The sequence below is a fragment of the Pseudomonas sp. PARCl1 genome, from assembly GCF_947311875.1.
Lineage (GTDB): Bacteria > Pseudomonadota > Gammaproteobacteria > Pseudomonadales > Pseudomonadaceae > Aquipseudomonas > Aquipseudomonas juntendi.
Genome location: NZ_CAMZMX010000059.1, coordinates 1 through 25,148, shown reverse-complemented (window position 1 = coordinate 25,148; position 25,148 = coordinate 1). Strand labels below are relative to the sequence as shown.

General features: G+C 62.9%; 22 protein-coding genes. 6 read left to right on the top strand and 16 right to left on the bottom strand.

What is annotated here, in order from left to right:
- Positions 1-192 precede the first annotated feature (192 nt).
- Both QME24_RS22625 and QME24_RS22620 read right to left on the bottom strand, forming a co-directional pair.
- The gene (locus tag QME24_RS22625; protein WP_029885639.1) at positions 193-1,485 is read right to left on the bottom strand and encodes a sorbosone dehydrogenase family protein; all 1,293 of its coding nucleotides are present in this window, start codon (positions 1,483-1,485) and stop codon (positions 193-195) included.
- Positions 1,482-1,910, bottom strand: a complete 429-nt coding sequence (locus tag QME24_RS22620; RefSeq protein WP_029885640.1) for a DUF2231 domain-containing protein — start codon at positions 1,908-1,910, stop codon at positions 1,482-1,484. The genes QME24_RS22625 and QME24_RS22620 overlap by 4 nt, the downstream gene beginning before the upstream one ends.
- Positions 1,911-2,412: 502 nt before the next feature.
- Between QME24_RS22620 and QME24_RS22615 the strand changes: the two genes are divergently transcribed.
- Positions 2,413-3,627, top strand: a complete 1,215-nt coding sequence (locus QME24_RS22615; RefSeq protein ID WP_054906146.1) for a YeeE/YedE family protein — start codon at positions 2,413-2,415, stop codon at positions 3,625-3,627.
- 122 nt (positions 3,628-3,749) lie between these two features.
- Here the strand turns inward: QME24_RS22615 and QME24_RS22610 are convergent, their stop codons facing one another.
- Both QME24_RS22610 and QME24_RS22605 read right to left on the bottom strand, forming a co-directional pair.
- Positions 3,750-4,079, bottom strand: a complete 330-nt coding sequence (locus QME24_RS22610) for a hypothetical protein (protein WP_047149831.1) — start codon at positions 4,077-4,079, stop codon at positions 3,750-3,752.
- A 74-nt stretch (positions 4,080-4,153) separates the two neighbouring features.
- Positions 4,154-4,639 carry a DUF998 domain-containing protein gene (locus tag QME24_RS22605; protein WP_054906144.1) on the bottom strand — a complete coding sequence of 162 codons (486 nt, stop codon included), beginning with the start codon at positions 4,637-4,639 and terminating at the stop codon, positions 4,154-4,156.
- Between the two features lie 194 nt (positions 4,640-4,833).
- Between QME24_RS22605 and QME24_RS22600 the strand changes: the two genes are divergently transcribed.
- On the top strand, positions 4,834-5,583 hold the full coding sequence (locus QME24_RS22600; protein ID WP_009687013.1) for a FadR/GntR family transcriptional regulator: 750 nt from the start codon (positions 4,834-4,836) through the stop codon (positions 5,581-5,583).
- Positions 5,584-5,604: 21 nt separating this feature from the next.
- Here the strand turns inward: QME24_RS22600 and QME24_RS22595 are convergent, their stop codons facing one another.
- From QME24_RS22595 to QME24_RS22545, 11 genes are all read right to left on the bottom strand, one after another.
- Positions 5,605-7,185: an aldehyde dehydrogenase (NADP(+)) gene (locus QME24_RS22595; protein WP_054906142.1), complete on the bottom strand. Its 1,581-nt coding sequence runs from the start codon at positions 7,183-7,185 to the stop codon at positions 5,605-5,607.
- Between the two features lie 57 nt (positions 7,186-7,242).
- Positions 7,243-8,796 carry a galactarate dehydratase gene (gene garD / locus QME24_RS22590; RefSeq protein ID WP_054906141.1) on the bottom strand — a complete coding sequence of 518 codons (1,554 nt, stop codon included), beginning with the start codon at positions 8,794-8,796 and terminating at the stop codon, positions 7,243-7,245.
- A 78-nt stretch (positions 8,797-8,874) separates the two neighbouring features.
- Complete coding sequence (locus tag QME24_RS22585; protein ID WP_280091788.1) at positions 8,875-10,239, bottom strand: MFS transporter; 1,365 nt, start codon at positions 10,237-10,239, stop codon at positions 8,875-8,877.
- Between the two features lie 104 nt (positions 10,240-10,343).
- Positions 10,344-11,255, bottom strand: a complete 912-nt coding sequence (gene kdgD, locus QME24_RS22580) for a 5-dehydro-4-deoxyglucarate dehydratase (protein WP_054906139.1) — start codon at positions 11,253-11,255, stop codon at positions 10,344-10,346.
- 387 nt (positions 11,256-11,642) lie between these two features.
- The gene (locus QME24_RS22575) at positions 11,643-12,446 is read right to left on the bottom strand and encodes a type 1 glutamine amidotransferase (protein ID WP_029886748.1); all 804 of its coding nucleotides are present in this window, start codon (positions 12,444-12,446) and stop codon (positions 11,643-11,645) included.
- Between the two features lie 467 nt (positions 12,447-12,913).
- A complete protein-coding gene (locus tag QME24_RS22570) occupies positions 12,914-13,696 on the bottom strand; it encodes an amino acid ABC transporter ATP-binding protein (RefSeq protein ID WP_009687020.1) in 783 nt (260 codons plus the stop codon).
- A gap of 21 nt (positions 13,697-13,717) precedes the next feature.
- The gene (locus tag QME24_RS22565; RefSeq protein ID WP_054906137.1) at positions 13,718-14,962 is read right to left on the bottom strand and encodes an FAD-binding oxidoreductase; all 1,245 of its coding nucleotides are present in this window, start codon (positions 14,960-14,962) and stop codon (positions 13,718-13,720) included.
- Between the two features lie 16 nt (positions 14,963-14,978).
- Positions 14,979-15,689, bottom strand: coding sequence for an ABC transporter permease subunit (locus QME24_RS22560; RefSeq protein WP_054906136.1), 711 nt, complete (start codon positions 15,687-15,689; stop codon positions 14,979-14,981).
- Complete coding sequence (locus QME24_RS22555) at positions 15,686-16,405, bottom strand: ABC transporter permease subunit (protein ID WP_280091787.1); 720 nt, start codon at positions 16,403-16,405, stop codon at positions 15,686-15,688. The genes QME24_RS22560 and QME24_RS22555 overlap by 4 nt, the downstream gene beginning before the upstream one ends.
- Positions 16,406-16,550: 145 nt before the next feature.
- Entirely contained in the window at positions 16,551-17,303 is a 753-nt protein-coding gene (locus QME24_RS22550) for a transporter substrate-binding domain-containing protein (RefSeq protein ID WP_054905894.1), read from the bottom strand.
- Positions 17,304-17,325: 22 nt separating this feature from the next.
- Positions 17,326-18,198, bottom strand: a complete 873-nt coding sequence (locus QME24_RS22545) for a MurR/RpiR family transcriptional regulator (RefSeq protein WP_029886745.1) — start codon at positions 18,196-18,198, stop codon at positions 17,326-17,328.
- A gap of 142 nt (positions 18,199-18,340) precedes the next feature.
- Between QME24_RS22545 and QME24_RS22540 the strand changes: the two genes are divergently transcribed.
- The 3 genes from QME24_RS22540 (at position 18,341) to QME24_RS22530 (ending at position 22,611) form a co-directional block, all read left to right on the top strand.
- Positions 18,341-19,366: an Ldh family oxidoreductase gene (locus QME24_RS22540; protein WP_009687028.1), complete on the top strand. Its 1,026-nt coding sequence runs from the start codon at positions 18,341-18,343 to the stop codon at positions 19,364-19,366.
- A gap of 529 nt (positions 19,367-19,895) precedes the next feature.
- Positions 19,896-21,092, top strand: coding sequence for an amino acid aminotransferase (locus tag QME24_RS22535; RefSeq protein ID WP_054905892.1), 1,197 nt, complete (start codon positions 19,896-19,898; stop codon positions 21,090-21,092).
- Positions 21,093-21,330: 238 nt separating this feature from the next.
- Entirely contained in the window at positions 21,331-22,611 is a 1,281-nt protein-coding gene (locus QME24_RS22530) for a serine/threonine transporter (protein ID WP_029887942.1), read from the top strand.
- 72 nt (positions 22,612-22,683) lie between these two features.
- On the opposite strand, the gene QME24_RS22525 is transcribed toward QME24_RS22530, so the two are convergent.
- A complete protein-coding gene (locus tag QME24_RS22525; protein WP_029887941.1) occupies positions 22,684-23,871 on the bottom strand; it encodes a Bcr/CflA family efflux MFS transporter in 1,188 nt (395 codons plus the stop codon).
- 564 nt (positions 23,872-24,435) lie between these two features.
- On the opposite strand from QME24_RS22525, the gene tpx reads away from it, so the two are divergent.
- Entirely contained in the window at positions 24,436-24,936 is a 501-nt protein-coding gene (tpx, locus tag QME24_RS22520) for a thiol peroxidase (RefSeq protein ID WP_054881982.1), read from the top strand.
- Positions 24,937-25,148: the final 212 nt, after the last annotated feature.

Below are 25,148 nucleotides of genomic sequence, written 5' to 3'. Positions count from 1 at the left end.
CTTTATCGGCGCTTGGGTGAAAAGGGAGGAGGGGCGAGGTCTCCCACGGTCTGTACTGCGCTAACAGTCAGAAGCTGGCTTTGTCCCTCCTCCTCCCTTCAAGTCTAACCATACAAGCTGGCTTGCCGGCGATGGGCCGCAACGCGGCCCCCGCCTTTCGCAATGAGTGGCCGCACGCGAAGCCGGCCACCTTCACCGATTGCGCGTAACCCGCCACACGGTATTGGCCAGGTCATCCGCAATGATCAAAGCACCGCGTGGGTCCACCGTCACCCCCACCGGGCGACCGCGGGTCTTGCCGTCTTCACCCCGGAAACCCGTCGCGAAGTCAATCGGTTCCCCAGCCGGTTTGCCATTGCTGAACGGCACGAAGATGACCTTGTAGCCCACCGGGTTCGGCCGGTTCCAACTGCCGTGCTCGCCCACGAATACCCCGTCGGCAAATCCCTCCCCCATGGCCGGGATCGAGAAGTCCACCCCCAATGCCGCCACGTGCGAGCCCAGGCTGTAGTCGGGTTTGATCGCCGCGGCGACCTTGTCCGGTGCCTGTGGCCTTACCCGCTCATCGACGTTCTGCCCCCAGTAGCTGTAGGGCCAGCCGTAGAAGCCGCCGTCACGCACCGAGGTGAGGTAGTCAGGCACCAAATCAGGCCCCAACTCATCGCGCTCGTTGACCACTGTCCACAACTGCCCGGTCTGCGGCTCAATGGTCAGTGCGGTGGGGTTGCGCAGGCCTGTGGCGTAAGGCCGGTGCGCGCCGGTTTCGGCATCCACCTGCCAGACCATGGCGCGGTCGATCTCCACTTCCAGGCCGCGCTCGGTGATATTGCTGTTCGAGCCGATACCCACATACAGGTAGCGCCCATCGGGGCTGATCGTCAGCGCCTTGGTCCAGTGGTGGTTGATCTGCGATGGCAGGTCGGTGACCTTGGTCGGCGGGCCGTCGGCCTTGGTCTGGCCTTCGGTGTAGTTGAAGCGCACCAGGGCGTCCTGGTTGGCCACGTACAACTTGCCGTCGGCAAAAGCCAGGCCATACGGCGCGTTGAGGTTTTCCGCGAATACCGTCTGCACCTCGTACTTGCCGTCGCCGTCGGCATCGCGCAGCAAGGTCAGGCGGTTGCCGCCTTTGACCTGGGTGTTGCCCTTGGCCTTGATCTGGCTGGCAATCACATCCTTGGGCTTGAGCTTGGCCGCGCTGCCGCCCCTGCCTTCGGCCACCAGGATGTCGCCATTGGGCAATACCAGGCTCTGGCGCGGAATCTTCAGGTCGGTGGCAATGGCCGTGACACTGTAGCCTTCGGGAACGGTCGGTTTCTGCTCACCCCAGGCCACCGGCTGAGCGATCTTCATGCTCGGCAACAAGCCACGTTGTGGCTCGGGCAAGCGCGGGTCCGGGCCATGGGCCTGGGTAGGCTCGCCATCGCCACCACAGGCACTCAACAGCAGCGCCACACTCAATACACTCAACGCGTGCAAGGGCTTCATGCTTCACCTCCAGAACGCAGGTTGCTCAAGCCGGTCCAGGCTGCGGCCAACGCCAGTACGCTCACGACCACCGACAGCACCAGCCCTGCCGGCATCACCGCCCAGGCGTCCTTGGCATGCTCGAAGGCATTGATCAGGCCAAGCACCCAGGTCACCAGCAGCAGCACGAAATACAGCGTCGGGCGCCCGCCTTTGCGCTCGGCGCGGATCAGGTTGGCCAAGGCAAACAGCAGCGCCAGCCCGCAGAACAGCAAGGCCCCGGCGATCAGCCAGGCGGCGAAGTTGCTCCACTGGATCTGGTAGCTGTTGTAGTAGGCGATATCGCTCAGCAGCGCGCCCAGGAACAACGGCACACTGCCGGCCAACAGCAGGGCGTGCAGCGGGCTGGGGGTGCGCCGGTAAAGGGTGTGGTCGGATGTGGTCACGGTGCCTCCTTTTCATTCGGTGACCCAGGCTGACAGGGTGGCCATCAGCCGTGCGCAGGGTGCGCCTAGCAAAGGAGCCCTGCGCATCGCCGATAGTTCACCGCTTCGCTGCAATGAAACATCTACGTTTGTTTCGGGCCAGTAACGCCTGTGACAGGCGCGCGCGGCCGCCTTGTTTGTACGGCGCGATATTGAGGCATGCACCAAGGCGTTCGCGCGCGAATCCCACAGGAATAACTGGCCCGAAACAAAAGTAGGAGCGAGCGCAGCTCGCGATTGCGCCGCGCGGGCGGCGCTCGATCTCACAGGCGCTGAAGATGCTCCGGCTACCCCCGCCAGGAACCATAGAATCTCCCTCAGGTACGGCGCATGGCTTGAGTGCTGTGCAGTATGTGAGAGCTGGCAGCTTTGAACGGCTTAACAAATGCCCTGGCCATACGCGGACCCGGTTGACCGTTGCGGGTATACTCGCCAACCGTTTCACTGTTATCCGAGTATTTAGATGGGTCTTTCCGCAATCGCAACACCCGCACCGCGCCGCTTCGGCGTGCCCCTTGTCGCCTTGCTTGTGCTGCTGGCTGGTGCCTGGTTCCTGAACCTCAACGCCGGCTTCAAGCAGGCCTTGCTGCTTATGGTCGGCGCCGCACTTGGCCTGACCTTGTACCACGCGGCCTTTGGTTTCACCTCAGCCTGGCGGGTGTTCATCAACGAACGCCGGGGCGCGGGCCTGCGCGCGCAGATGTTCATGCTGGGGCTGGCGGTGCTGTTGTTCTTCCCGGCGCTGTCGGCAGGTAGCCTGTTTGGCTCACCCGTGACCGGCCTTGTGGCCCCGGCCGGTGTTTCGGTGGTGTTCGGTGCGTTCATTTTCGGCATCGGCATGCAACTGGGCGGCGGTTGTGCCTCGGGCACGCTGTTCACCGTTGGCGGGGGTAATACACGCATGCTGGTGACCTTGCTGTTCTTCATCATCGGTTCGGTCAGCGCTACCCACCACGCCGACTGGTGGTTCGCCTTACCGTCGTTCCCGGCCACCTCGATTGTGCAGGCGTGGGGCGTGGCGCCGGCGCTGCTGGTGAGCCTGGGCGTATTTGGCCTGATCGCGTGGGCCAGCGTGGTGCTGGAAAAGCGCCGGCATGGCGGGTTGGAGGCGCCTGTCGGCAGTGCGCAGCGCGGCTTGCGGCGATTGCTGCGGGGACCCTGGCCGCTGCTGTGGGGCGCCATCGCTTTGGCCGTGTTGAACTACGCGACACTGGCCCTGGCGGGGCGGCCGTGGGGCATCACCTCGGCCTTCGCCTTGTGGGGCGCCAAGGTGCTTGAAGGCCTGGGTGTGAATGTCGCCAGTTGGGTGTTCTGGCAGGCACCGACCAACGCCAAGGCGCTGGCTTCGCCGTTGTGGCAGGACATCACGACGGTCATGGACCTGGGCATCGTGCTCGGTGCGCTCCTGGCAGCAGGGTTGGCCGGGCGTTTTGCGCCCAGCCTGAAAATTCCGCTGCCGTCATTGCTGGCTGCGGTGATTGGCGGGCTGCTGCTGGGCTATGGTTCGCGCCTGGCCTATGGCTGCAATATCGGAGCGTACTTCAGCGGTATTGCTTCCGGCAGCGTGCATGGCTGGCTGTGGCTGGTGGCGGCTTACGCCGGCAACCTGATTGGGGTGCGCTTGCGCCCGCTGTTCTTTGCCGGGGAACGCCGTCCGGCGGTGCTGAGCGGCTGCTGATTCAGCACTGGGCGCCGTCCGGGGCTGCTTGAAGCTTGCTTCACGGCAGGGGCCCCGTGGCGGCGTTTTTAAATTCATGAAGTACTTTAGATTTGATTCATAAGTGCTTGAAATAAAAACACCTATCTCTTCGCAACTGCATGGTGCACGCACTGCTCGTAATAGGTCTGCCGGATTGCCGCAGGCTTGAGCCTGGAGCGGCTGTTATAGGTTTGTTCAGTAATGCCGAAGGCGGTCATGCGCATCCACGGTTTGGCGAACTTTCGCACCTGAAGCTTCTTGCGCGTAGCGTACAGGGTGACCCCGGCAAGCTTGGCCTGCTGGGCTTCACCGGCTATTTGCGCACCCCACTGGCAGGTGTGGCGATCATTCTGGCTGAGCGCCCTGGCCTGGGCGCCGAAAGCGAATGTGGCGAGCAGGCAGCCGGCCATCGTAGCTAGAAGTACTCGCATATTGCTGTCCTAAGCAATTGAAGGGGAACGAAGTTTGCCTTCAATTGCAAAGGTGGGGGGCCAGCAAATTGCCGTCAGCGGTTGGGCCTGTGCAATGACCTGGCAGCCGGGTTGCGCAGGCTAGCCCAGGCAAGGCAGGCGATCCACGGTACCGACACCCCGTAGTTGAGGCGCTGGTACAAGCCGAACAGTTGCCCGCTTTGTGCCGCCTGGGCCATGAGTGCGACGGTCACGATGGCCAGTATCAGGCTGGTGGCGGACAGTAGCGCGACGGCCTGGCTTCCGGCCAGACGCGTCCTGAGCCACGCCCACAGGGCGCTCGCCAGGGTCAGTGAAAAGAACATCAGCAACCCCGACAAGATGAACAAGACCGCGAGAGGATAATTGTTGACCCATGGCGACCAGCGCTGCACGGGCGAGCCAACCGCGCCGAGCTGGCTCATGGCTTGTTGGAAATGGTCGTAGCCGGGGTACGCCAGTGCAGTGAGCCAGACCCCGGCCAACAGCCACAAGGGGATCAGTAAGCCGCAGCCCAGCAAAAGGCGGTCATAGGTTTTCACACGGGCAGTTCCTTCCATGGATGCGTGAGGTGGAAGCGCACAGTATCTTGCAGCGCAGGCTCTGTGCCAGCACTTCCAGGTGTTGTCGGGTAGGTGCAGCCCCAGGCAGGCAATGAAATCCGCACGCGACATATGTGATCGTACAACTGCTTGCGCTATGATAAGCGCTGTCTTTCAAGGTGAAACACAGGGCGATGACAGAGCAGCAGGTACAGGCAAGGACCCGGCGCAAGCCGCGCAGTCTGGCCCAGGAACTGGTTACGGTGCTGACCGAGCGTATTCGCAGCGGCCAGCTCAAGCGCGGCGACAAGCTGCCGACCGAATCGCAGATCATGGTTGAAGAGGGCGTCAGCCGCACGGTGGTGCGTGAGGCCATTTCGCGGCTGCAAGCCGCCGGGCAGGTGGAAACCCGCCACGGCATCGGTACGTTCGTGCTGGATGCGCCGGCGACCGGGGGCTTCCGGATCGACCCGGCTACCGTCGTTACCCTGCGTGAAGTGCTGGCGGTGCTGGAGTTGCGCATTGCCCTTGAGATCGAATCGGCGGGGCTTGCCGCACAACGCCGCAGCGATGACGAGCTGGCCGGCATGCGCGCGGCGCTGGATGAGCTGAACGAAGGGGCGGCCCACGCCACCGATGCGGTGTCGGCCGATTTCCAGTTTCACCTGCGCATTGCCCAGGCCAGTGGCAACCATTACTTCGCCGACATCCTCAACCACCTGGGCACCAGCATCATCCCCCGGACCCGGTTGAATTCAGCGCGGTTGGCGCGTGATGACCAGGCCCATTACATGAGCCGGCTGCGCCATGAGCATGAAGCCATCTATGAAGCCATTGCACGGCGAGACAGCGAAGGGGCCAAAATGGCCATGCGCATGCACCTGAGCAATAGCCGTGAGCGTTTGCGTCAGGTGCATGAAGAGGCTGAGGCGCAAGGGGCCTGAGGCCCGTGCCGCAAAGGGGCGTCAGATCGCCCCGTCGCGCCACTGCCCATTCACCAACCGCCGCAGCCCCAGCGGGTTGCTGTCACGCAGGGCCTCTGGCAACAGCGCCTGCGGGTAGTTCTGGTAGCACACGGGGCGCAGGAAGCGGTCGATAGCCAGGGTGCCGACCGAGGTTCCGCGGGCGTCGGAAGTTGCCGGGTACGGCCCGCCGTGGACCATGGCATCGCACACCTCGACACCTGTCGGGTAACCATTGAGCAGAATCCGCCCGACTTTCTCTTCCAGCAGTGGTACCAGCCAGGCAAAGGCTTCAAAGTCCTCAGGCTCGCCGATCAGTGTGGCGGTCAGCTGGCCGCGCAGGCCAAGCACGGCAGCGCGCAACTGGTCGTTATCCTGAACTTCCACGGCCACGGTGGTGGGGCCGAACACTTCCTCCTGCAGCAATGGGTCGGACTCGACCAGCAACCGGGCATCGGCCTTGAACAACTGGGCATGGGCCTGGCTGCCTTGCTGTGCCTGGCCGGCCAGGTGTTCGATACCGGCGTGGGCGTGCAGGTGCTCCAGGCCAGCGACATAACTGCGCAGGCCGCCGGCGTTGAGCATGACCTGGCCGGCCTGCTGGCCCAGGTGCTGACCCAGCTCAGCCAACAGCTGGCTGTACGGTGGCGATTGCAGCCCGATGACCAGGCCCGGGTTGGTGCAGAACTGCCCTGCGCCCAGGCACACCGAACCGGCCAGCTCACGGGCGATGGCGTCGCCACGCTTGGCCAGGGCGCCCGGCAGGATGATCACCGGGTTGATGCTGGACATCTCGGCGAACACCGGAATCGGCTGGGGGCGCTCTGCGGCCATGCGGCACAGGGCGTCGCCGCCTTTCAGCGAGCCGGTGAAACCTACAGCCTGGATGGCCGGGTGCTTGACCAGCCACTCGCCCACGCCGCCACCGAACACCATGTTGAACACCCCCTGGGGCATGCCGGTACGCTCGGCTGCCCGGTTGATGGCGCAGCCGACCAGGTCGGCGGTTGCCATGTGGCCGCTGTGCGCCTTGAACACCACCGGGCAGCCGGCGGCCAGCGCCGCGGCGGTGTCGCCACCTGCGGTGGAGAACGCCAGCGGGAAGTTACTGGCGCCGAACACCGCGACCGGGCCAACGCCAATGCGCATCTGGCGCAGGTCCACGCGTGGCAGTGGCTGGCGTTCGGGCAGGGCGAGGTCGATGCGTGCGCCTAGGTAGTCGCCACGGCGCAACACCTGGGCGAACAGGCGCATCTGGCCGCTGGTACGGCCGCGCTCACCCTGGATACGTGCGGCGGGCAGTGCGGTTTCGCGGCAGACGATAGCGATGAAGGCATCGTCCAGCTCGTCCAGTTCCGCGGCGATGGCATCCAGAAATTCGGCGCGGCGCGCCGGGGCCAGTTGGCGGAATTCGGCGAAAGCGGCGGCCGCGGCTTTGGCGGCTTGGTCGACTTCGCCCTCGGTAGCCTGGGCAAAGTTGTACGGCAGGGCTTCGCCAGTGCTGGCGTCCAGGCTCTGCAGGCGCTGTGCGCCAGCGGCGCTGCGCTGGCCGGCGATGAAGTTGTGGCCGAGGATTTCAGGCATGGGGTGCTCCTGTGAGGGTGGCTGAATGAAGAGTGCTGGGCAAGCCTGCCCAGCGCATCAGGTAATCGGCGCCGGATTGAACAGGGTGATGTCGTTGTGCAAGCGGTGCTGCTCGGCCCAGGTCTGCTTGCGGCCACTGGCGACGTCGAGGTAGTAGTGGAACAGCTCCCAACCCAGTTCCTCGATGGTCGCGCGGCCGCTGGCGATGCGCCCGGCGTCGATATCGATCAAATCGGGCCAGCGCTGCGCCAGCTCGCTGCGGGTGCACACCTTGACCACGGGCGCCATGGCCAGGCCATACGGTGTGCCGCGGCCCGTGGTGAAGACATGAAGGTTCATGCCTGCGGCCAGTTGCAGGGTGCCACAGACAAAGTCGCTGGCCGGGGTGGCGCAAAAGATCAGGCCCTTGCCCTTGACCCGCTCGCCTGGGCCAAGCACGCCCTGGATGGCCCCGCTGCCGGACTTGACGATCGAACCCAGCGACTTTTCGACGATGTTCGACAGCCCGCCTTTCTTGTTGCCCGGTGTGGTATTGGCGCTGCGGTCGGCAGCGCCTTGCTGCAGGTAGCGGTCGTACCAGTCCATTTCGCTGACCAGCGCGTCGGCCACCGCCTGGTTTTGCGCGCGGGAAGTCAGCATGTAGATGGCGTCGCGAACCTCGGTCACTTCCGAGAACAGCACGGTGGCACCGGCACGTACCAGCAGGTCGGCGGCATAACCCAGCGCCGGGTTGGCGGTAATGCCCGAAAAGGCGTCGCTGCCACCGCACTGCATGCCGAGGATCAGCTCGCTGGCCGGTACGCTTTCGCGTCGACGCTGGTCGAGTTTCTTCAGGCGGGTTTCGGCCAGCGCCATGATCTGCTCGATCATTTCCACAAAGCCCAGGCTGGCGTCCTGCAGGCGGTACAGCCACGGGTCGCTGAGATCTACCGACGGGTCGTTGTCGTGCATCACCTGGCCGGCCTGCAGCTTTTCGCAGCCCAGGCTGATGACCAGCGCTTCGCCGCCCAGGTTGGGGTTGCGCGCCAGGTTGCGCACGGTGCGGATCGGGATATAGGCGTCGCGGGCGTTGATGGCCACGCCGCAGCCGTAGCTGTGGGTGATGGCTACCACGTCATCGACGTTGGGGTATTTGGGCAGCAGTTCGCTGCGAATGCGCTTGACCGCGTGCTCCAGCACGCCGGTCACGCACTGCACGGTGGTGGTGATGCCAAGGATATTGCGCGTGCCGACCGTGCCGTCGGCGTTGCGGTAGCCTTCGAAGGTGAAACCTTCCAGTGGCGGCAGCGGCTGTGGCACGGCATCGCAGCGTGGCAGGCTGTCCAGTTCCGGGGCAGCGGGCATGGCCAGCTGGCTTTCCTGTACCCAGCTGCCCTGGCGCAGGTCTTCCAGCGCATAACCGATGATTTGCCCGTAGCGGCGCACCGGCTCGCCCTTGGCGATGGTCACGGTGGCAACCTTGTGGCTTTGCGGTACGCCCTCGACCAGTGTCAGGCCGTCGGCAAAACGGGCACCTTCGCCCAGGCCGCCGTCATTGACCACGACCACGACGTTGTCATCGTCGTGCAGGCGCACGTAGCGGGGCGAGTCAGAATGTTCGATCAACTGCATGTTTGGGCCCTACTTGTCAGGTTCTCAGGCTTTTTTGTACATCCGCCCGCACCGAACGAGCCGGCGCGGGCGTGTCACTCAATGGCGCGAGCTGGCCAGTTCGCCGTTGGCAGCAGGCTCAGCCTGTGGCCTCGGCGCGTCGTCGCGCAGTTCGATACGCTTGATCGGGCCAACGATCACCAGGTAGCTGAACACCGCTACCAGGGCGTTGGCGCCTACGTAGACCAGGGCCCACTTGAACGACCCCGTGGCGCTGATGATGTAGCCGATGACGATAGGCGTAGTGATAGAGGCGATGTTGCCGAAGGTGTTGAACAGGCCGCCCGACAGGCCGGCGATCTGCTTCGGCGAGGTGTCTGCCACTACCGCCCAGCCCAGCGCGCCGATGCCTTTGCCAAAGAAAGCCAGGGTCATGAAACCGACGACCATCCACTCGGCGTCTACGTAGTTGCAGAACACCATGGTGGTCGACAACATCAGGCCGCAGACGATCGGCAGCTTGCGCGAGAAGGTCAACGAGTTGCCACGGCGCAGCAGCCAGTCCGAGATCACCCCACCCAGCACACCGCCGATAAAGCCGCATACCGCCGGCAGCGAGGCGATGAAGCCGGCCTTGAGGATGGTCATGCCGCGTTCCTGCACCAGGTACACCGGGAACCAGGTCAGGAAGAAATAGGTGATGCCGTTGATGCAATACTGGCCCAGGTACACGCCCAGCAGCATGCGGCTGGTCAGCAGCTGCTTGATGTAACCCCATTTCGGGCCATCGTTGCCGCGCTTGTGGTCCATGTCGACCAGGCCGCCGTTCTGCTCGATGTGTTCGAGCTCGGCCGGGCTGATGCGTGGATGCTGGCGCGGGTTGTAGATGGTCTTCAGCCAGACCATCGAGAAGATGATGCCCAGCGCCCCCATCACCACGAACACGTGCTCCCAGCCGAAGCTGAACACGATCCAACCCATGATCGGTGCGAACAGGGCGGTGGCGAAGTACTGCGCGGAGTTGAAGATGGCCGAGGCGGTACCGCGTTCCTGGGTCGGGAACCAGGCCGCGACGATACGGGCATTACCTGGGAACGACGGGGCTTCGGCAAAGCCGACGAGGAAGCGCAAGGTGAACAGGGTCACGACTGCCCAGGCAACCGGAAGGCCGCCGACAAAGCCCTGCAACAGGGTGAACAGCGACCAGGTGAAGATGCTGAAGGCGTAGACGTTCTTGGAACCGAAGCGGTCGAGCAGCCAGCCACCCGGAATCTGGCCAGCCACGTAAGCCCATCCGAAGGCGGAGAAGATATAACCGAGGGTTACGGCGTCAATGCCGAGGTCTTTCTGCAGGCTGGAGCCTGCGATTGCAATGGTCGCGCGGTCGGCATAGTTGATCGTGGTCACCAGGAACAGCATGAACAGGATCAGGTAGCGCACATGCGTCTTTTTAGTCGCTTGCATGCTGGTTGTACTCCCACTAGTTATTTTTGTGCGGGCTCACGAATGGTAACCGGAGCGGGGCAGGCCCACTCCGGGCGCGGCATATGGCAGGCCGCAAGCAGCGCTTACTGCGGGCCCATCTTGTCCATCAGCGCGGCGAGCATTTCGTACTCTTCGGCGGTGAGGTCGGTCAGCGGGGTACGCACCGGGCCTGCGTCGTAACCGGCCAGCTTGGCGCCGGCCTTGACGATGCTCACGGCGTAGCCAGCCTTGCGGTTGCGGATGTCCAGGTAGGGCAGGAAGAAATCATCGATCAGCTTGGCTACAGCAGCGTGGTCGTCGCGGGCGATGGCGTTGTAGAAGTCCATCGCTGTCTTCGGCACAAAGTTGAACACTGCCGAGGAGTAGACCGGTACGCCAAGGGCCTTGTAGGCAGCAGCATACACTTCTGCGGTTGGCAGGCCACCCAGGTAGCTGAAGCGATCACCCAGGCGGCGGCGGATCGACACCATCAGCTCGATATCACCCAGGCCGTCCTTGTAGCCGATCAGGTTAGGGCAGCGTTCGGCCAGTTTCTCCAGCAGGTCGGCGTTCAGGCGGCAGACATTGCGGTTGTACACCACCACGCCGATCTTCACCGATTTGCACACGGCCTCCACGTGGGCGGCAACACCGTCCTGGCTGGCTTCGGTCAGGTAGTGCGGCAGCAGCAGCAGGCCCCTGGCGCCCAGGCGCTCGGCTTCTTGCGCATATTCGATGGCCTGGCGGGTGGAGCCACCCACGCCGGCGAGGATCGGTACCGAAGTGGCGCAGGTATCGACTGCGGTCTTGATGACCTGGCTGTATTCGCTGGCAGCCAGGGAGAAGAACTCACCCGTACCACCGGCGGCGAACAGGGCACTGGCGCCATACGGGGCCAGCCACTCCAGGCGCTTGGTGTAGCCCGCCGGGTTGAAGTCGCCCTGGGCGTTGAAGTCGGTGACCGGGAAAGACAGCAGGCCGTGGGAGAGGATGGATTTGAGTTCTTGTGGGTTCATTGTTGTTGGCATCCTGTGGCGCTTGGGTGGAGGTGTTGTTTTGCGTTAGAGGTAAGTTATCGTACAACCTCAGGGATGACCAGTGCTTTTTGCGATTTTTGTTTTGTGCGAGCGTGCCTGCTTCTACGTGGCCGCCTCGATATGTGTGGTGGGTTGTAGATCGAGCGCCGCCCGCGCGGCGCTCGATCTCACAGGCGCTGAAAAACCGACGACTACCACCCGGTAGTCATCGTATCTCTCAAGACCAAAGAAAAAAAACGATCGCAAAGACAGGCACAAACCCGCCGCCCGATTCCACGGCAGATATTCTGGGACCAGCAGAGGGTGACCGGGGGAGGCGGGGGCGGCCTTGCGCCGCCCCGCGATCAAAGCAGGGGAAACTGTAGGTCAGGCAGCGCGCTTGACCTGCGCCTTGCGAACCTGGGCGCGGCACGCGTCACCGAAGGCCTGGAAGATCTTGATCGAGTCGGGGTTCTGCGCGGCTTGCCATTCTGGGTGCCATTGCACGGCGAACAGGAACGGCGAAATGCTTGGCGCATGAATGGCCTCGACCAGGCCGTCTTCCGCATGCGCGATGGCCTCGATGCCGGCGCCGAGCTTGTGCAGGCCCTGGCCGTGCAGCGAGTTGACGCGGATTTCGTCGCAACCCAAAGTGTCGCGCAGCCAGCTGCCTGGTTTGATCTTTACGCTGTGAACCTGGGCGTACTGTACTTCGACCGGGTCTTCCGGGTTTTCCCGGTGGTCATTGAAACCCGGTTCGGCGTACACCTTCTGGTAGATGTCGCCACCCAGCGCCACGTTGATTTCCTGCATGCCCCGGCAGATGCCGAAGATGGGCAGGCCACGCTTGAGCGCCGCCTTGACCAGCGGAATGTCGAACAGGTCGCGGTTCTGGTCCTGGCCTTTGCCTGGGGTCTGGTTTTCCTGGCCGTACAGCGCCGGGTCGATGTTGCTGCCAGCGCCGGTCAGGTAAACGCCGTCGGCCATGTCCAGATAGGTCTCGAGGTCGTCAATGCCGCAGCAGGTGGGCACCAGCACCGGGACACAATCGGCGAACTCGACCAGCGGGGTGATGTATTTGTGGGTCATGACCTGGTAGTCATGGCCTTTGCGCTCTTGGCTGCCCATGGTCATCAGGACGACGGGTTTGCGCAGGGAAGGTTGCTTGTTGCCAATGTTGCTGTTGGACATATGTCACCTTGGGACAGGTTCGACCTGTCGTTGTTGTGCAGGCGCACGGCGCGGGGCCCTGAGTGGCGCCTGGAGCCCCGAGCACTGCCGGCTCGTCGAGCTGACGATGCCGGTCGGGGCCTGTAGATAGCTTGCCAGAGCCGTTCGATATGTCAAACGACTGAAAGGGGCTGCAAGGCGGGAAATGCGCCGGTTTTGGGTGGGTTGAACCGATGCGGGCCTGTGGCGGCGTGGGTTTGGCGAGAGGTTCGGTCAATAATATTTAACGACGCAGTCGGGTCTTTGCAGCCGTGCAATGAAATAGGTGGCTTGAAGTCAACGCGGTCGTTGTGGGAGCGGCCTTGTGTCGCGAAAGGGCTGCACAGCAGCCCCGGCAATATAGGCAACAGTGCTGAAAAACCGGGGGCCGCTTTGCGACCCTTTCGCGACACAAGGCCGCTCCCACAAGCTCAGTGACAGGTCTGCACTCAGTGCAGAATCTGCGCCAGGAACCCCTTGGCCCGCTCGGTGCGCGGGTGGTTGAAGAACACCTGCGGCGGGCTGTCCTCGATGATCTGCCCACCCTCCAGGAACAGCACCCGCTCGGCCACCTGCCGGGCAAAGCCCATTTCGTGGGTGACGCAAAGCATGGTCATGCCCGTGCCGGCCAGTTGCACCAGCACATCCAGCACTTCAGCGACCATTTCAGGGTCCAGTGCCGACGTAGGCTCGTCGAACAGCATGATCCGCGGTTTCATGCACAGCGCGCGGGCAATTGCCACGCGCTGCTGCTGCCCGCCGGACAACTGGCTGGGGTACTTGTGCGCTTGGCTTGCGATGCCCACTTTGGTCAGGTACATGCGCGCCCGCTCCTCGGCATCCTTGCGCGATAGCCCACGCACGCTCGTGGGGGCGAGCAGGCAGTTGTCGAGCACGCTCATGTGCGGGAACAGGTTGAAGTGCTGGAACACCATGCCAATGTCGCTGCGTACCTGCGCCGCCTCCCGGGTGTTGGTCGCAAGGTCGACGCCGGCGACCTCGATAGTGCCCTGCTGGGCGATTTCCAGGCGGTTGATGCAGCGGATCAGCGTCGACTTGCCCGAGCCGGAAGGCCCGCACAGGACGATACGTTCGCCTTCGCGTACCTGCAGGTCGATGTCGCGCAAGACATGGAACGCCCCGTAGTGCTTGTTCAAGCCTTCAATGCGGATCAGCACCGGGCGCGGGTCGGTTTCAGGGGTAGCGGTGGCATGGCTCAAGAGTGCGGTCATCGTGTTGTGCTCCCGCGGGGGTCAGTCGAAACGGGTTGCGCTATAAGGCGCGGGGTCGGTGAAGGGGCGTTCCCCGGTCACCAGTTCGGCCAGCAGGCGGCCGCTGACCGGGCCCAGGGTGAGGCCATGGTGGGCGTGGCCAAAGTTGAACCACAGCCCCGGGTGGCGTGGCGCCGGCCCAATGACCGGGCGCATGTCGGGCAGGCACGGGCGCCGCCCCAGCCACGGTGCGTCGTCCAGGCGCTCGCCCAGCGCGGGGAACAGCTTGCGCGCCAAGGCTTCGCAACGATCCAGCTGAATCTGGTTGGCGGGCGCATTGGCGGCATCGAACTCGATACCGGTGGTCAAGCGCACGCCGCGCGCCATCGGTGCCAGCACATAACCGCCCTGGGTGTCGCAGATCGCGTGCTCCAGTTGCGCGCCGCCACGGGTGCCGTAGTGCATGTGATAGCCGCGCTTGATCGCCAGCGGTATCTGGTAGCCCAGGCCGCTGAACAGGTCGGCCGACTGGGGGCCCAGGCAGGCGACAACCTCGTCGGCAGTGATCGGGCCACGGCGGCTGTCGACCTGCCACTTGCCGTGGTGCTGACGCAGGCTGCGCGCATCGCCATGCAGGAACTGCCCGCCGCGTTGCTGGAACAAGGCTGCATAGCCACGGGTGAGGGCGCCGGGGTTGATGACGGTTTTTGGGTCAAGCCAGTGGATACCGCCGACCACGGTGGCATCCAGCTGGTGTTCGCGTGCCTGCAACTGGCCGCATTCCAGTATTTCGAACTGCAGGCCGTAACGGCTCAGGCCTTTGGCATCGGCCTTGGCCTGGCTGAACAGCGTCGGATCGCGGAACACCTCGATCCAGCCTTTGGCCTGCACCAGCCCTTGCAGGCCGGCAGCTGCGATCAGCACGTCGTGTTCCTCCACGCAGCGCTGCACCAATGGCAGCATATCGGCGGCGGCACCTGCCAGGCGCCCGGGGGCGGACTGGCGCCAGTAGCGCCACAGCCACGGTGCCGCCTTGGGCAGATGCGCCAGGCTGTAGCGCACGTCGGGCTGGCGGTTCAGGCCATAGCGCAGCAGGGCGCCCAGTTGCCGTGGGAAGGCATAGGGGATGACGCTGGAGCGCTCGATGAGCCCGGCGTTGCCGTGGCTGGTACCGCTGCCCGGTTCGTCGCGGTCGAGCAGTACCACCTGGCGCCCGCGGGCTTGCAAGTGCAGGGCGGTGCTGACGCCGACGATGCCGGCGCCCAGGACTAAGGTCTGGCAATGCATGGAACGTATCCTTTGGTCAGTTCAGGTGGCGGCCCAGGCGGGCTTCCAGGTGTTTCAGCAGGCGCCGCACCACCTCGACGATCACCAGGTAGAGCACTGCGGCCCACAGGTAGATCTGGAAGTCGAAGCTGCGCGAAAAGGCCAGTTTGGTCACGCCCATCAGGTCGTAGATGGTCACCAGCGAGGCAATGGCGCTGGCTTTGATCATCAGGATCAATTCGTTGCCCAGCGGGCCGATGGCAACCAGCAGCGACTGCGGCAGGATCACCTTGAAGAAGGTCGTCGAGCGCTTCAGGTTCAAGGCCCGCGCCGCCTCATACTGGCCCGGGGCGACGGCCATCAGGCTGCCGCGGAAGATCTCGGCCTGGTAGGCGGCGGTGTTCAAGGTGAACGCCAGCAAGGTGCAGAACCACGCCTCGCGGAAGAACCACCACAGGCCCACGTCCTGCCAGAAGCTCTTGAACGAGCCCAGGCCGTAGTACAGCAGGAACAACTGGGCCAGCAATGGCGAGCCGCGGAAGAAGTACACATAACCTGCCGCCAGGCGTTGCAACAGCAGGTTGTGCGACAGGCGCGCCAGCGCCAGCAGCAGGCCCAGCAGCGCGCCCAGGCTGAAGGAAATGGCGACCAGCTTGGCAGTGACCAGCAGGCCGTCGACAAAGCGCGGGCCGTAACGCTGCAGCAGGTCAGGGTCGAGCACCAGCGCCAGCAATTGGTCGAGGCTCATGCGCGCACTCCTTGCAGGTGGCGGTTGCTCCGCCGCTCGATGTAGGCGAACACGCGCCCGGACAATGCCGCGAACAGCAAGTAGCCCAGGCACGCCACGCCATAGAAGAACATGGGCTCTTTGGTCACGCTGACGGCCAGGTTGGTCTGGCGCATCAGGTCGACCAGCGAGATGGTCGACACCAGCGAGGTGTCCTTGAGCAACGACAGCCAGTTGTTGGACAAGCCGGGCAGGGCAATGCGGGTCAACTGCGGCAGCAGCACCTTGAAGAACCCGGTGCGTTTGCTCAGCCCCAAGGCCGAACAGGCCTCCCACTGGCCTTTGGGCAAGGTCTTGAAAGCGGCCAGCCATATCTCGCTGGAAAATGCGGCAAACACCAGGCTGAACGCGATCATGGCGGCCACGAAGGTATTGATCAGGAACTCACCTTCATAGCCCAGGGCGGCAAGGACCTTCTGCGCGGCGATCTGGCAGCCGTAATAAATGATCAGCAGTGTCAGCAGCTCGGGCAAGCCGCGGAACACGGTGGAAAACGTGGTGGCCCAGGCCCGTGGCAGGCGTTTGCGCGAGCGGGCCGCCAGGGCGACTACCAGGCCCAGCGGCAGGCCGATGGGCAGGCAGGCCAGGGCCAGTGACACAGTGACTAGCGCGCCGGCCAGCAGCGCCTGGCCCCAGCCACCGCTGGCCAAGGACAGCAAGGACAATTGATCGAGCATGACGAACACCTTGTGTTGACCTCACCGGCCTCATCGCCGGCAAGCCAGCTCGCACAGGTAAACCGCTGTTCTTCAGGTCTGTGGGCAACCTGTGGGAGATGGCTTGCCGGCGATAGGGCCCGGTCAGGCAATGAGGGCTTGAAGATCAGTTGTAGATATCGAATGCAAAGTATTTGCTGGCGATCTTCTGATAGGTGCCGTTGGCCACGATCTGTTGCAACGCGGTGTTCAAGCGTTGGCGCAAGGCTTCATCATCCTTGCGCACGGCAATGGCGGCATCGGCCTTGGTGTTGGCTACATCACCCAGAATCTTGCAGCAGTCACCGCCGTTCTTGCTGATCCATTCCTGAAGCGGAAATTTGTCGGCAATCACCCCGTCCAGGCGGCCGGCGGCCAGGTCCGCGTTGGCTTCGTCCATGGTCGGGTACAGCTTCACATCAGCGCCGGCCTTGGCGTAAACGTCCTCGGCATAAATGGCCTGGGTAGACGACGACTGGGCGCCAACCGTGTAGCCGTCGAAGTGGGTTTGGGCATCGGTGATCTTGCTGTCCTTGGCCACGGCCACGGTCAACGGGGTACGGTAGTAATGGTCGGTGAAGGCAATTTTCTTGCGCCGCTCCTCGGTGTCGATCATCGAGGCCACCACAGCGTCGTACTTGCGCGCCATCAGCGCCGGGATGATGCCTTCCCAGTCCTGAGCCACCAGCGTGCACTCGACCTTCATCTGTTCGCACAGGGCATGGGTAATGTCGACGTCGAAGCCATGCAACTGGTTATCGGCGTCGACATAGTTGAACGGCGGGTAGGCACCCTCGGTGGCGAAGCGCAGGGTTTCGCCACTGGCAGCACCCGCCAGCAGCAGGGCGCACGCACCCAGCAAGGCCATGGACTTGTTCATCTCGCACCTCATTGCACTCTTGCTATTGTTGTTTGCCCGCCGACCACGTGGTGTAGCCGACGAACTCGTTATGTAGAGCGGCAGTTGCTTCCAAGCGCTTTTCAACATCCGGCCCGAGTTTCTTGCAGACCTCGTTGACCATCAGGTGTACCCACGACAGCATGGCCGAGGTGGATTCCCAGAACAGATTGAATTCGGTGGGTATGCGGAACACCTCGTCGGCGTTGGCATCGGCCCAGTCACAGAAAGTGTCGGTCACCAAGGTGACCGCAATGCCCGCCTCGCGCGCCTTTTGGCACAGCAACAGGGCATGGCGGGAATAACGGCGCGCCTCGAACACCACCAGGGCGCTGTCTGCGGCGTTACCGAGCAGCACGTCGGCAAAGTGCCCGGCACTGAGGTCGACCAGTTGCACCCCATCGCGCAGGTATTGCAGCAAGTGGCCCATGCACATGGCCAGGCCGCGCTCGGTCTGAAAACCTGCAACAAAGACCCGGCGCTTGCTCGCCAGGCGTTGGGCCACGTTGTGCCAGGCCGGGCCTTGGCGGTACTCGTGCACGCGCACCAGGGCGGCCATTTCCAGTTCCAGGCTGCCGCCGTTGTCGCTGGCGTCCTGGCGCTGGCGGTAATCGTGCAAGCGGTCGCCCACCAGCCACGGGCCATCGCCCAGGTCGCTCTGCAGGTCTTGCTTAAGTGCCTTGAGGTGGGCATAACCCAGGGAGCGGCAAAACCGCCCGACACTGGATTCGCTGACGCCCAGCTTGGCGGCGATGCTGGCCGAGGTCTGGAACGGCAGTTCGTGCAGGTTGGCGAGCATGTAGGTGGCGATCTTGCGGCCTGACGCTGCGGCCCCGTCGAGGCTGGCTTCCAGGCGTTGCTTGATCGGTTGGCTCATGCTGGGGCTCCAGAAGGTAAGGCTTGGGAAGAAAATGAATGTTTTCTGCCATTAAGTCAACATTTGACAGATAGCTGTCACTCGCGGGAAAGTTTTGCCGTTGCAACGCTGTAGCCACTCCAAAATCAACAAGGAGCTTCAGATGTCCGCACCGTCCACCGGCACCGTCGTGCGCGTGCCGTTTACCGAGCTGCAAGGCCTGCTGCAGGCTATCTTCCAGCGCCATGGCTGCAGCGATAGCGTGGCCAGGGTGCTGGCCCACAATTGTGCGAGCGCCCAGCGCGATGGTGCCCATAGCCATGGGGTGTTCCGCATGCCGGGGTACGTGTCCACGCTGAACAGCGGCTGGGTCGATGGGCGGGCCGTGGCCAAGGTCAGTGACCTTGCCGCCGGCTATGTCAGCGTCGATGCCGCTGGCGGGTTCGCCCAGCCCGCACTGGCGGCGGCCCGCGACCTGTTGGTGGCCAAGGCGCGCAACGCCGGCATTGCCGTGCTGGCGATCCACAACTCGCACCATTTCGCCGCCTTGTGGCCAGACGTGGAGCCGTTCGCTGAAGAGGGCCTGGTGGCCCTCAGCGTGGTCAACAGCATGACCTGCGTGGTGCCGCATGGGGCCCGCAAGCCTCTGTTCGGCACCAACCCTATCGCCTTTGCAGCACCCTGCGCCGGGCATGACCCGATCGTCTTCGACATGGCCACCAGCGCCATGGCCCACGGCGACGTGCAGATTGCCGCGCGTGCCGGCCAGCCGCTTCCCGAAGGCATGGGTGTCGATGCCAATGGCGAACCAACCACCGAGCCCAAGGCGATTCTCGAGGGCGGTGCTTTGCTGCCATTTGGCGGGCACAAGGGTTCGGCGCTGTCGATGATGGTCGAATTGCTGGCGGCGGCGCTGACAGGCGGGCACTTCTCCTGGGAATTCGACTGGGCGGAGCACCCGGGGGCGAAAACGCCATGGACCGGGCAACTGATCATCGTCATCGACCCGAGCAAGGCCGAGGGCGAGCGTTTTGCCCAGCGCAGCCGCGATCTGGTGGAGCAGATGCAGGCGGCAGGGTTGACGCGCATGCCGGGTGAACGGCGTTACCGCGAGCGCGAGGTGGCAGACGAGGAGGGGGTGGCGCTGACCGAGCAGGAATTGCAAGACCTGAAAGCGTTGCTTGGTTGATCCGGCCTAATCGCCGGCAGGCCAGCTCCCGCAGTGGGAGATTCTAGGGTTTGTGGCAAGGGTAGCCGTAGCATCTTCAGCGCCTGTGAGATCGAGCGCCGCCCGCGCGGCGCAATCGCGAGCTGCGCTCGCTCCTACGTTTGCTTCGGGCCAGTAACGCCTGTGACAGGCGCGCGCGGCCGCCTTGTTTGTACGGCGCGATATTGAGGCATGCACCAAGGCGTTCGCGCGCGAATCCCACAGGAATAATTGGCCTGAAACAAACGTAGGAGCGAGCGCAGCTCGCGATTGCGCCGCGCGGGCGGCGCTCGCTCTACAGGCGCTGCCATACCTTGTGGCAAACACCTGTCAGCCCTGAGGCGCTCCCTGTGGGAGCTGGCGGCGATTAGGCCATCACTGCCAGCATAAAACCCTGGCCATGCAATGTTGCATAGACAACCTTGCACATTAGTGGATGTTCCTGAGCCGTGTGTGCGGGTATGCTCAGGGCTGACTTTTCGTACTGTCCTGATCCAAGGAGCTGCACGCTGTGTTCAAACATGTCGATGCCTATGCCGGCGACCCGATCCTCTCGTTGATGGAAACTTTCAAGGCCGACCCGCGCGCCGACAAGGTCAACCTGAGCATCGGCCTGTATTACGATGAGGCCGGCGTGGTGCCGCAATTGGCGGCGGTGGATGCGGTGGAAAAGCGCATCGCCGGCCAGGACCATGAAGCGTCCCTGTACCTGCCTATGGAAGGCCTGGCCAGCTACCGTCAGGCGATTCAGGCGCTGCTGTTCGGAGCCGATCACCCGGCCGTGACGGGTGGGCGCGTGGCCACGGTGCAGACCGTAGGTGGCTCTGGCGCGTTGAAGGTCGGCGCCGACTTCCTCAAGCGCTACTTCCCGCAGTCGGAAGTCTGGGTCAGCAACCCGACCTGGGACAACCACCGTGCCATCTTCGAGGGTGCCGGTTTCAAGGTGCACACCTACCCGTACTTCGATCAGGCCACCCGCGGCGTCGACTTCGAGGGCATGCTGGCCACCCTGCAAGCGCTGCCGGCCAATAGCGTGGTCCTGCTGCACCCGTGCTGCCATAACCCGACCGGTGCCGACCTGGCCCAGAACCAGTGGCAGCAGGTGGTCGAAGTGGTCAAGGCCCGCCAGTTGATCCCGTTCCTCGACATCGCCTACCAGGGCTTTGCCGAGGGCCTGGTCGAAGACGCCTACGCCATCCGCGAAATGGCCCGTGCCGGCGTACCGTGCCTGGTCAGCAACTCGTTCTCGAAAATCTTCTCGCTGTATGGCGAGCGGGTCGGTGGCTTGTCAGTAGTGTGCGACGACGCGGCCACCGCACAGAGCGTGCTGGGCCAGCTCAAGGCCACCGTGCGCCGCAACTATTCCAGCCCGCCCAATTTCGGTGCCCAACTGGTGGCTGGTGTGCTCGGCGATGCCGGCCTGAATGCCCAGTGGGCCGAGGAAGTCGAAGTGATGCGCAAGCGCATTCTGGATATGCGCCAGGCGCTGGTCGATGCCCTGGCCGTGCTGCTTCCAGGCCAGGACTTCCAGTTCTTCCTGCGCCAGCGTGGCATGTTCAGCTACACCGGCTTCAGCGTCGAGCAGGTCCGCCGCCTGCGCGACGAATTTGGCGTGTACCTGATCGATAGCGGCCGCGTGTGCATGTCCGGCCTGCGCCCAGCCAACCTTCAACGGGTAGCCGAGGCGTTTGCTGCCGTGCAGAAGTAACCCTGCATCGGGGTGCTGAGCACCCCGTTCGCGCTGCAAGGCCGCTCCTGCATCCACCGCGCAACACCCGCGATGCCTGCCACTTGTAAAGACAAGTGCAACCGCCCCTCGGAAAAGGGCTTCGCAAGTGCAACCTTTCCGTGCACAATCGCGCCCCTCTTTTCCGGTTGAGTTGGGCGAACGCACCATTTCGCCATTCTCAGCCTGTTGCAGTCTTGCGAGTGGAGCTTCACCCGGAATGAATGAGCAGGCCCCAAGCGTTGAACAACGCTTTGCAGAATCGACCCCCGCCACCCTCGGTAACTGGGCGCGGCACGACACCACCTGGATGCTGGGCCTGTTCGGCACCGCCATCGGTGCTGGCACCCTTTTCCTGCCGATCAACGCCGGCCTTGGCGGCTTCTGGCCGCTGCTGGTCCTGGCCGTGCTGGCATTCCCGATGACCTATTTCGCCCACCGTGGGTTGACCCGTTTCGTGCTTTCCGGGCGCACCGGTGGTGATATCACCGAGGTGGTCAAGGAGCATTTCGGCAGCACTGCGGGCACCTCGATCACCGTGCTGTACTTCTTCGCCATCTTCCCGATCCTGCTGATCTACAGCGTGGCGCTGACCAACACCGTGTCCAGCTTCATCGAGCACCAGTTGCACCTGCAGCCACCGCCACGGGCCATGCTGTCGTTCGTGCTGATTCTTGGCCTGCTGGCCATCGTGCGCTGCGGCGAGCAGGCCACGGTCAAGGTCATGAGCCTGCTGGTATACCCGTTCATCGTTGCCCTGGCGCTGCTGGGCCTGTACCTGGTGCCGCACTGGACTGGCGGTATCCTCGATAGCGCCACCCAGGTGCCACCGGCCTCGGCCTTCCTGCACACCTTGTGGCTGGCCATTCCGGTGATGGTGTTTTCCTTCAACCACTCGCCGATCATTTCGGCCTTCGCCGTGGACCAGAAACGCCGCTACGGCGACCACGCCGATGAGCGCAGCGGGCAGATTCTGCGCCGTGCCCACCTGTTGATGGTGGTGATGGTGCTGTTCTTCGTGTTCAGCTGTGTGCTGACCCTGAGCAGCGCGCAGCTGGCTGAAGCCAAGGCGCAGAACCTGTCGATCCTGTCGTACCTGGCCAACCACTTCAGCAACCCGACCATCGCGTTTGCCGCGCCGCTGATTGCCTTCGTGGCCATCGCCAAGTCGTTCCTCGGCCACTACATCGGTGCCAGTGAAGGCCTCAAGGGCATTATCGCCAAGACCGGCGCGCGCCCGGGCGCCAAGGCCCTGGACCGGGTGGTTGCAGGGTTGATGCTGGTAGTGTGCTGGATCGTCGCCACCCTCAACCCGAGCATCCTCGGCATGATCGAATCGCTCGGCGGCCCGATCCTTGCGGTGCTGCTGTTCCTGATGCCGATGTACGCCATCCGCCGTGTACCGTCCATGCGCAAGTACAGCGGCGCGGCGTCCAACGTATTCGTGGTAGTGGTGGGCCTGGTTGCGCTGACTTCGGTGGTGTACGGCCTGCTGGGCTGAGTCACGGCTGGCTATGAAACAAGCCCGGGTTGGCTGGCGCCGCCCGGGTTTTTTGCGCGTGAAATCAGGGTCTCACCTGCATGGGATTTCATCGACCTTGGTGTAAGCAAGTAGCCACCCTCCGCACAAGCTCGCTAGCACGAACAGCAGCCCCAAGCCCCCTGGAAGCGTACGCTCGACGCCTGCTACCACACTGCTTATACCGCCAGCCCCAGCGAACAGGAATGTCGTGTTAAGCGATGCTGCAGCACCCGCTTGACATGGATAGCGTGCCAAGGCCTGCGTCGTCGCGGCCGGGCGCACCAGCGTTGTCCCTGTAGTACATATGAGCACAGCTAGCATAATGCCTGCCACAGATAGCTCCGAAAACCGTTCCCAGATAACAAGGGTTATGCCCCCGGCGCTGATGAGCAGAAAGCCCGCTTTTATTTGAGCCTGTGGGCTAACACGTCGGTTCAGATAGGTTGCAGCCGCTCCCCCGGCGATGTATGCCACCCCGTAGCCAATAAATACAATGGAAAATTGATAGGTCGTCAGCCCCAACCTGCTCATCAGGAGGAGTGGTGCTATCACGATAAAGGAAAAATGGCAGGAGAAGGCGAGACTGGTCTGCAGTGTATAGGCGAGGAAGGTCGTGTCTCGCAGCATTATACGATAACTGGAAATACCGGGCGCTTTGCGTTGCAAGGCAGTTGTACTTGGTAGGAGTACGTACGCCAGGAGTGAAACTATAGAAGCGATAATAGCGAAGCTTATAAAGCTTGCCTGCCAGCCAAAGGATTGCTGGAGGAGCGCACCTACCAGCGGTGATATTGAGATGAACAGCCCGCTTGAGCTGGTTAAGAGGATTCGCATGGTATTACGATGTTCATCTCTGTATAGATCCTGCACTAGCGCTTGGCCTAAGACGAGGCTGCCACACCCCAGCGCCTGTAGTAAACGGAATGCCATGAACATTTGATAGGTGGTAGAGCATGCGCAACCAAGCGCCCCTAAAATGGCTAATCCGAGCCCGCCCAGCAACAGACGTTTGCGCCCGATACTATCCGACAGAGGGCCGATGACGAGTTGCGCCATTGCAACGCCGACAGCAAAGAAACTCACCGAGTAGGCTATCTGCTCTGCACCGACCCGAAACCTATCTGCCAGCGTAGGGAATGAGGGTAGGATCACATCCAGCGGAAATACCCCTAGCAGGGATATCAGAACCAGCAATGTCGAGTACAGAGGGTAGCGCAGTTTAGCTGAGTAAGCGATCATGCTACCAACCCGGAAGCTTTAAATAGCAAGAAATAATCTTCGTTGGCTAGCAATTCGGTACGCTCAATAGCTCGCAGCGTCGGTGCGCAATTAGGCATCGCGCTCGCTGGCTCGTTGGGGCTTGTTGGCAAGTTTTGCGGACTCCATCTTGATAGGCTTGATATAAATATCCATCAGGTTCGTTTTATTATGGCCCCTCCGATAGTAGCGCCTCTTTTAAGATGTACAAGATATTCGCGCAGGCGAAATTTCCGATAGATTTGTAGGATTATTTACCTTGCTATCTGCGAGTGGGCGATTAGTTGGGCCGGATCGCCTCTACCACAGGCCTTGCGAGCATGTTGGAAACCAAGCTCCTTCCATTGTGCGAGCCTAAACAACAAACATTGTTATCAGGCTTTTAAAGGTGAGCGAGAAGGGTGGTTGCTGTCCTGCGTTAGGGGTATCCGCTTTTATCCACATAAAAAGTCTGGCCATAGAAGAATTTCACCCGCCCCCATAGGCACTAGGCCGCCTTCATGCTTAACTCGGTGTCCTTTTCAAACCCCGCATAAGGATTTCGTCATGGCTCAAGTGACTCTCAAAGGCAACCCGGTCCAGGTCAACGGCAACCTGCCACAGGCCGGCGCCCAGGCTCCGGCTTTTTCCCTGGTGGGTGAAGGCCTGGCTGACAAGTCGCTGAAAGACTACGCCGGCAAGCGCAAGGTGCTGAACATCTTCCCGAGCGTCGACACCCCAACCTGTGCCACTTCGGTGCGCAAGTTCAACGCCCAGGCCAACGATGTAGCCAACACCGTGGTGCTGTGCATCTCCGCCGACCTGCCGTTTGCGCAGGCACGTTTCTGCGGCGCCGAGGGCCTGGAGAACGTGAAGAACCTGTCGACCCTGCGTGGCCGCGAGTTCCTCGAAAACTACGGCGTGGCCATCGCCGATGGCCCGCTGGCTGGCCTGGCCGCCCGCGCCGTGGTGGTGCTGGACGAGAACGACAAAGTGCTGCACAGCGAGCTGGTCGGCGAAATCGCTGAAGAACCGGACTACGAGGCTGCACTGGCGGTACTGAAGTAAGCAGCGCGCCTGTCGCGGAGCGCTTTGATGTTGTGATAGCCCTGTAGGAAAGAGTGCAGCTCTGCTCTGCAGGGTTGTCAGTGCTCGCCGTGGCATCTTTAGCGCTTGTGAGATCGAGCGCCGCCCGCGCGGCGCATCGCGAGCTGCGCTCGCTCCTTGTATGTTGTGACTGGCCTGGCGGGAGAAGTTATTCTCGTCAGGCTGAAGAAGCA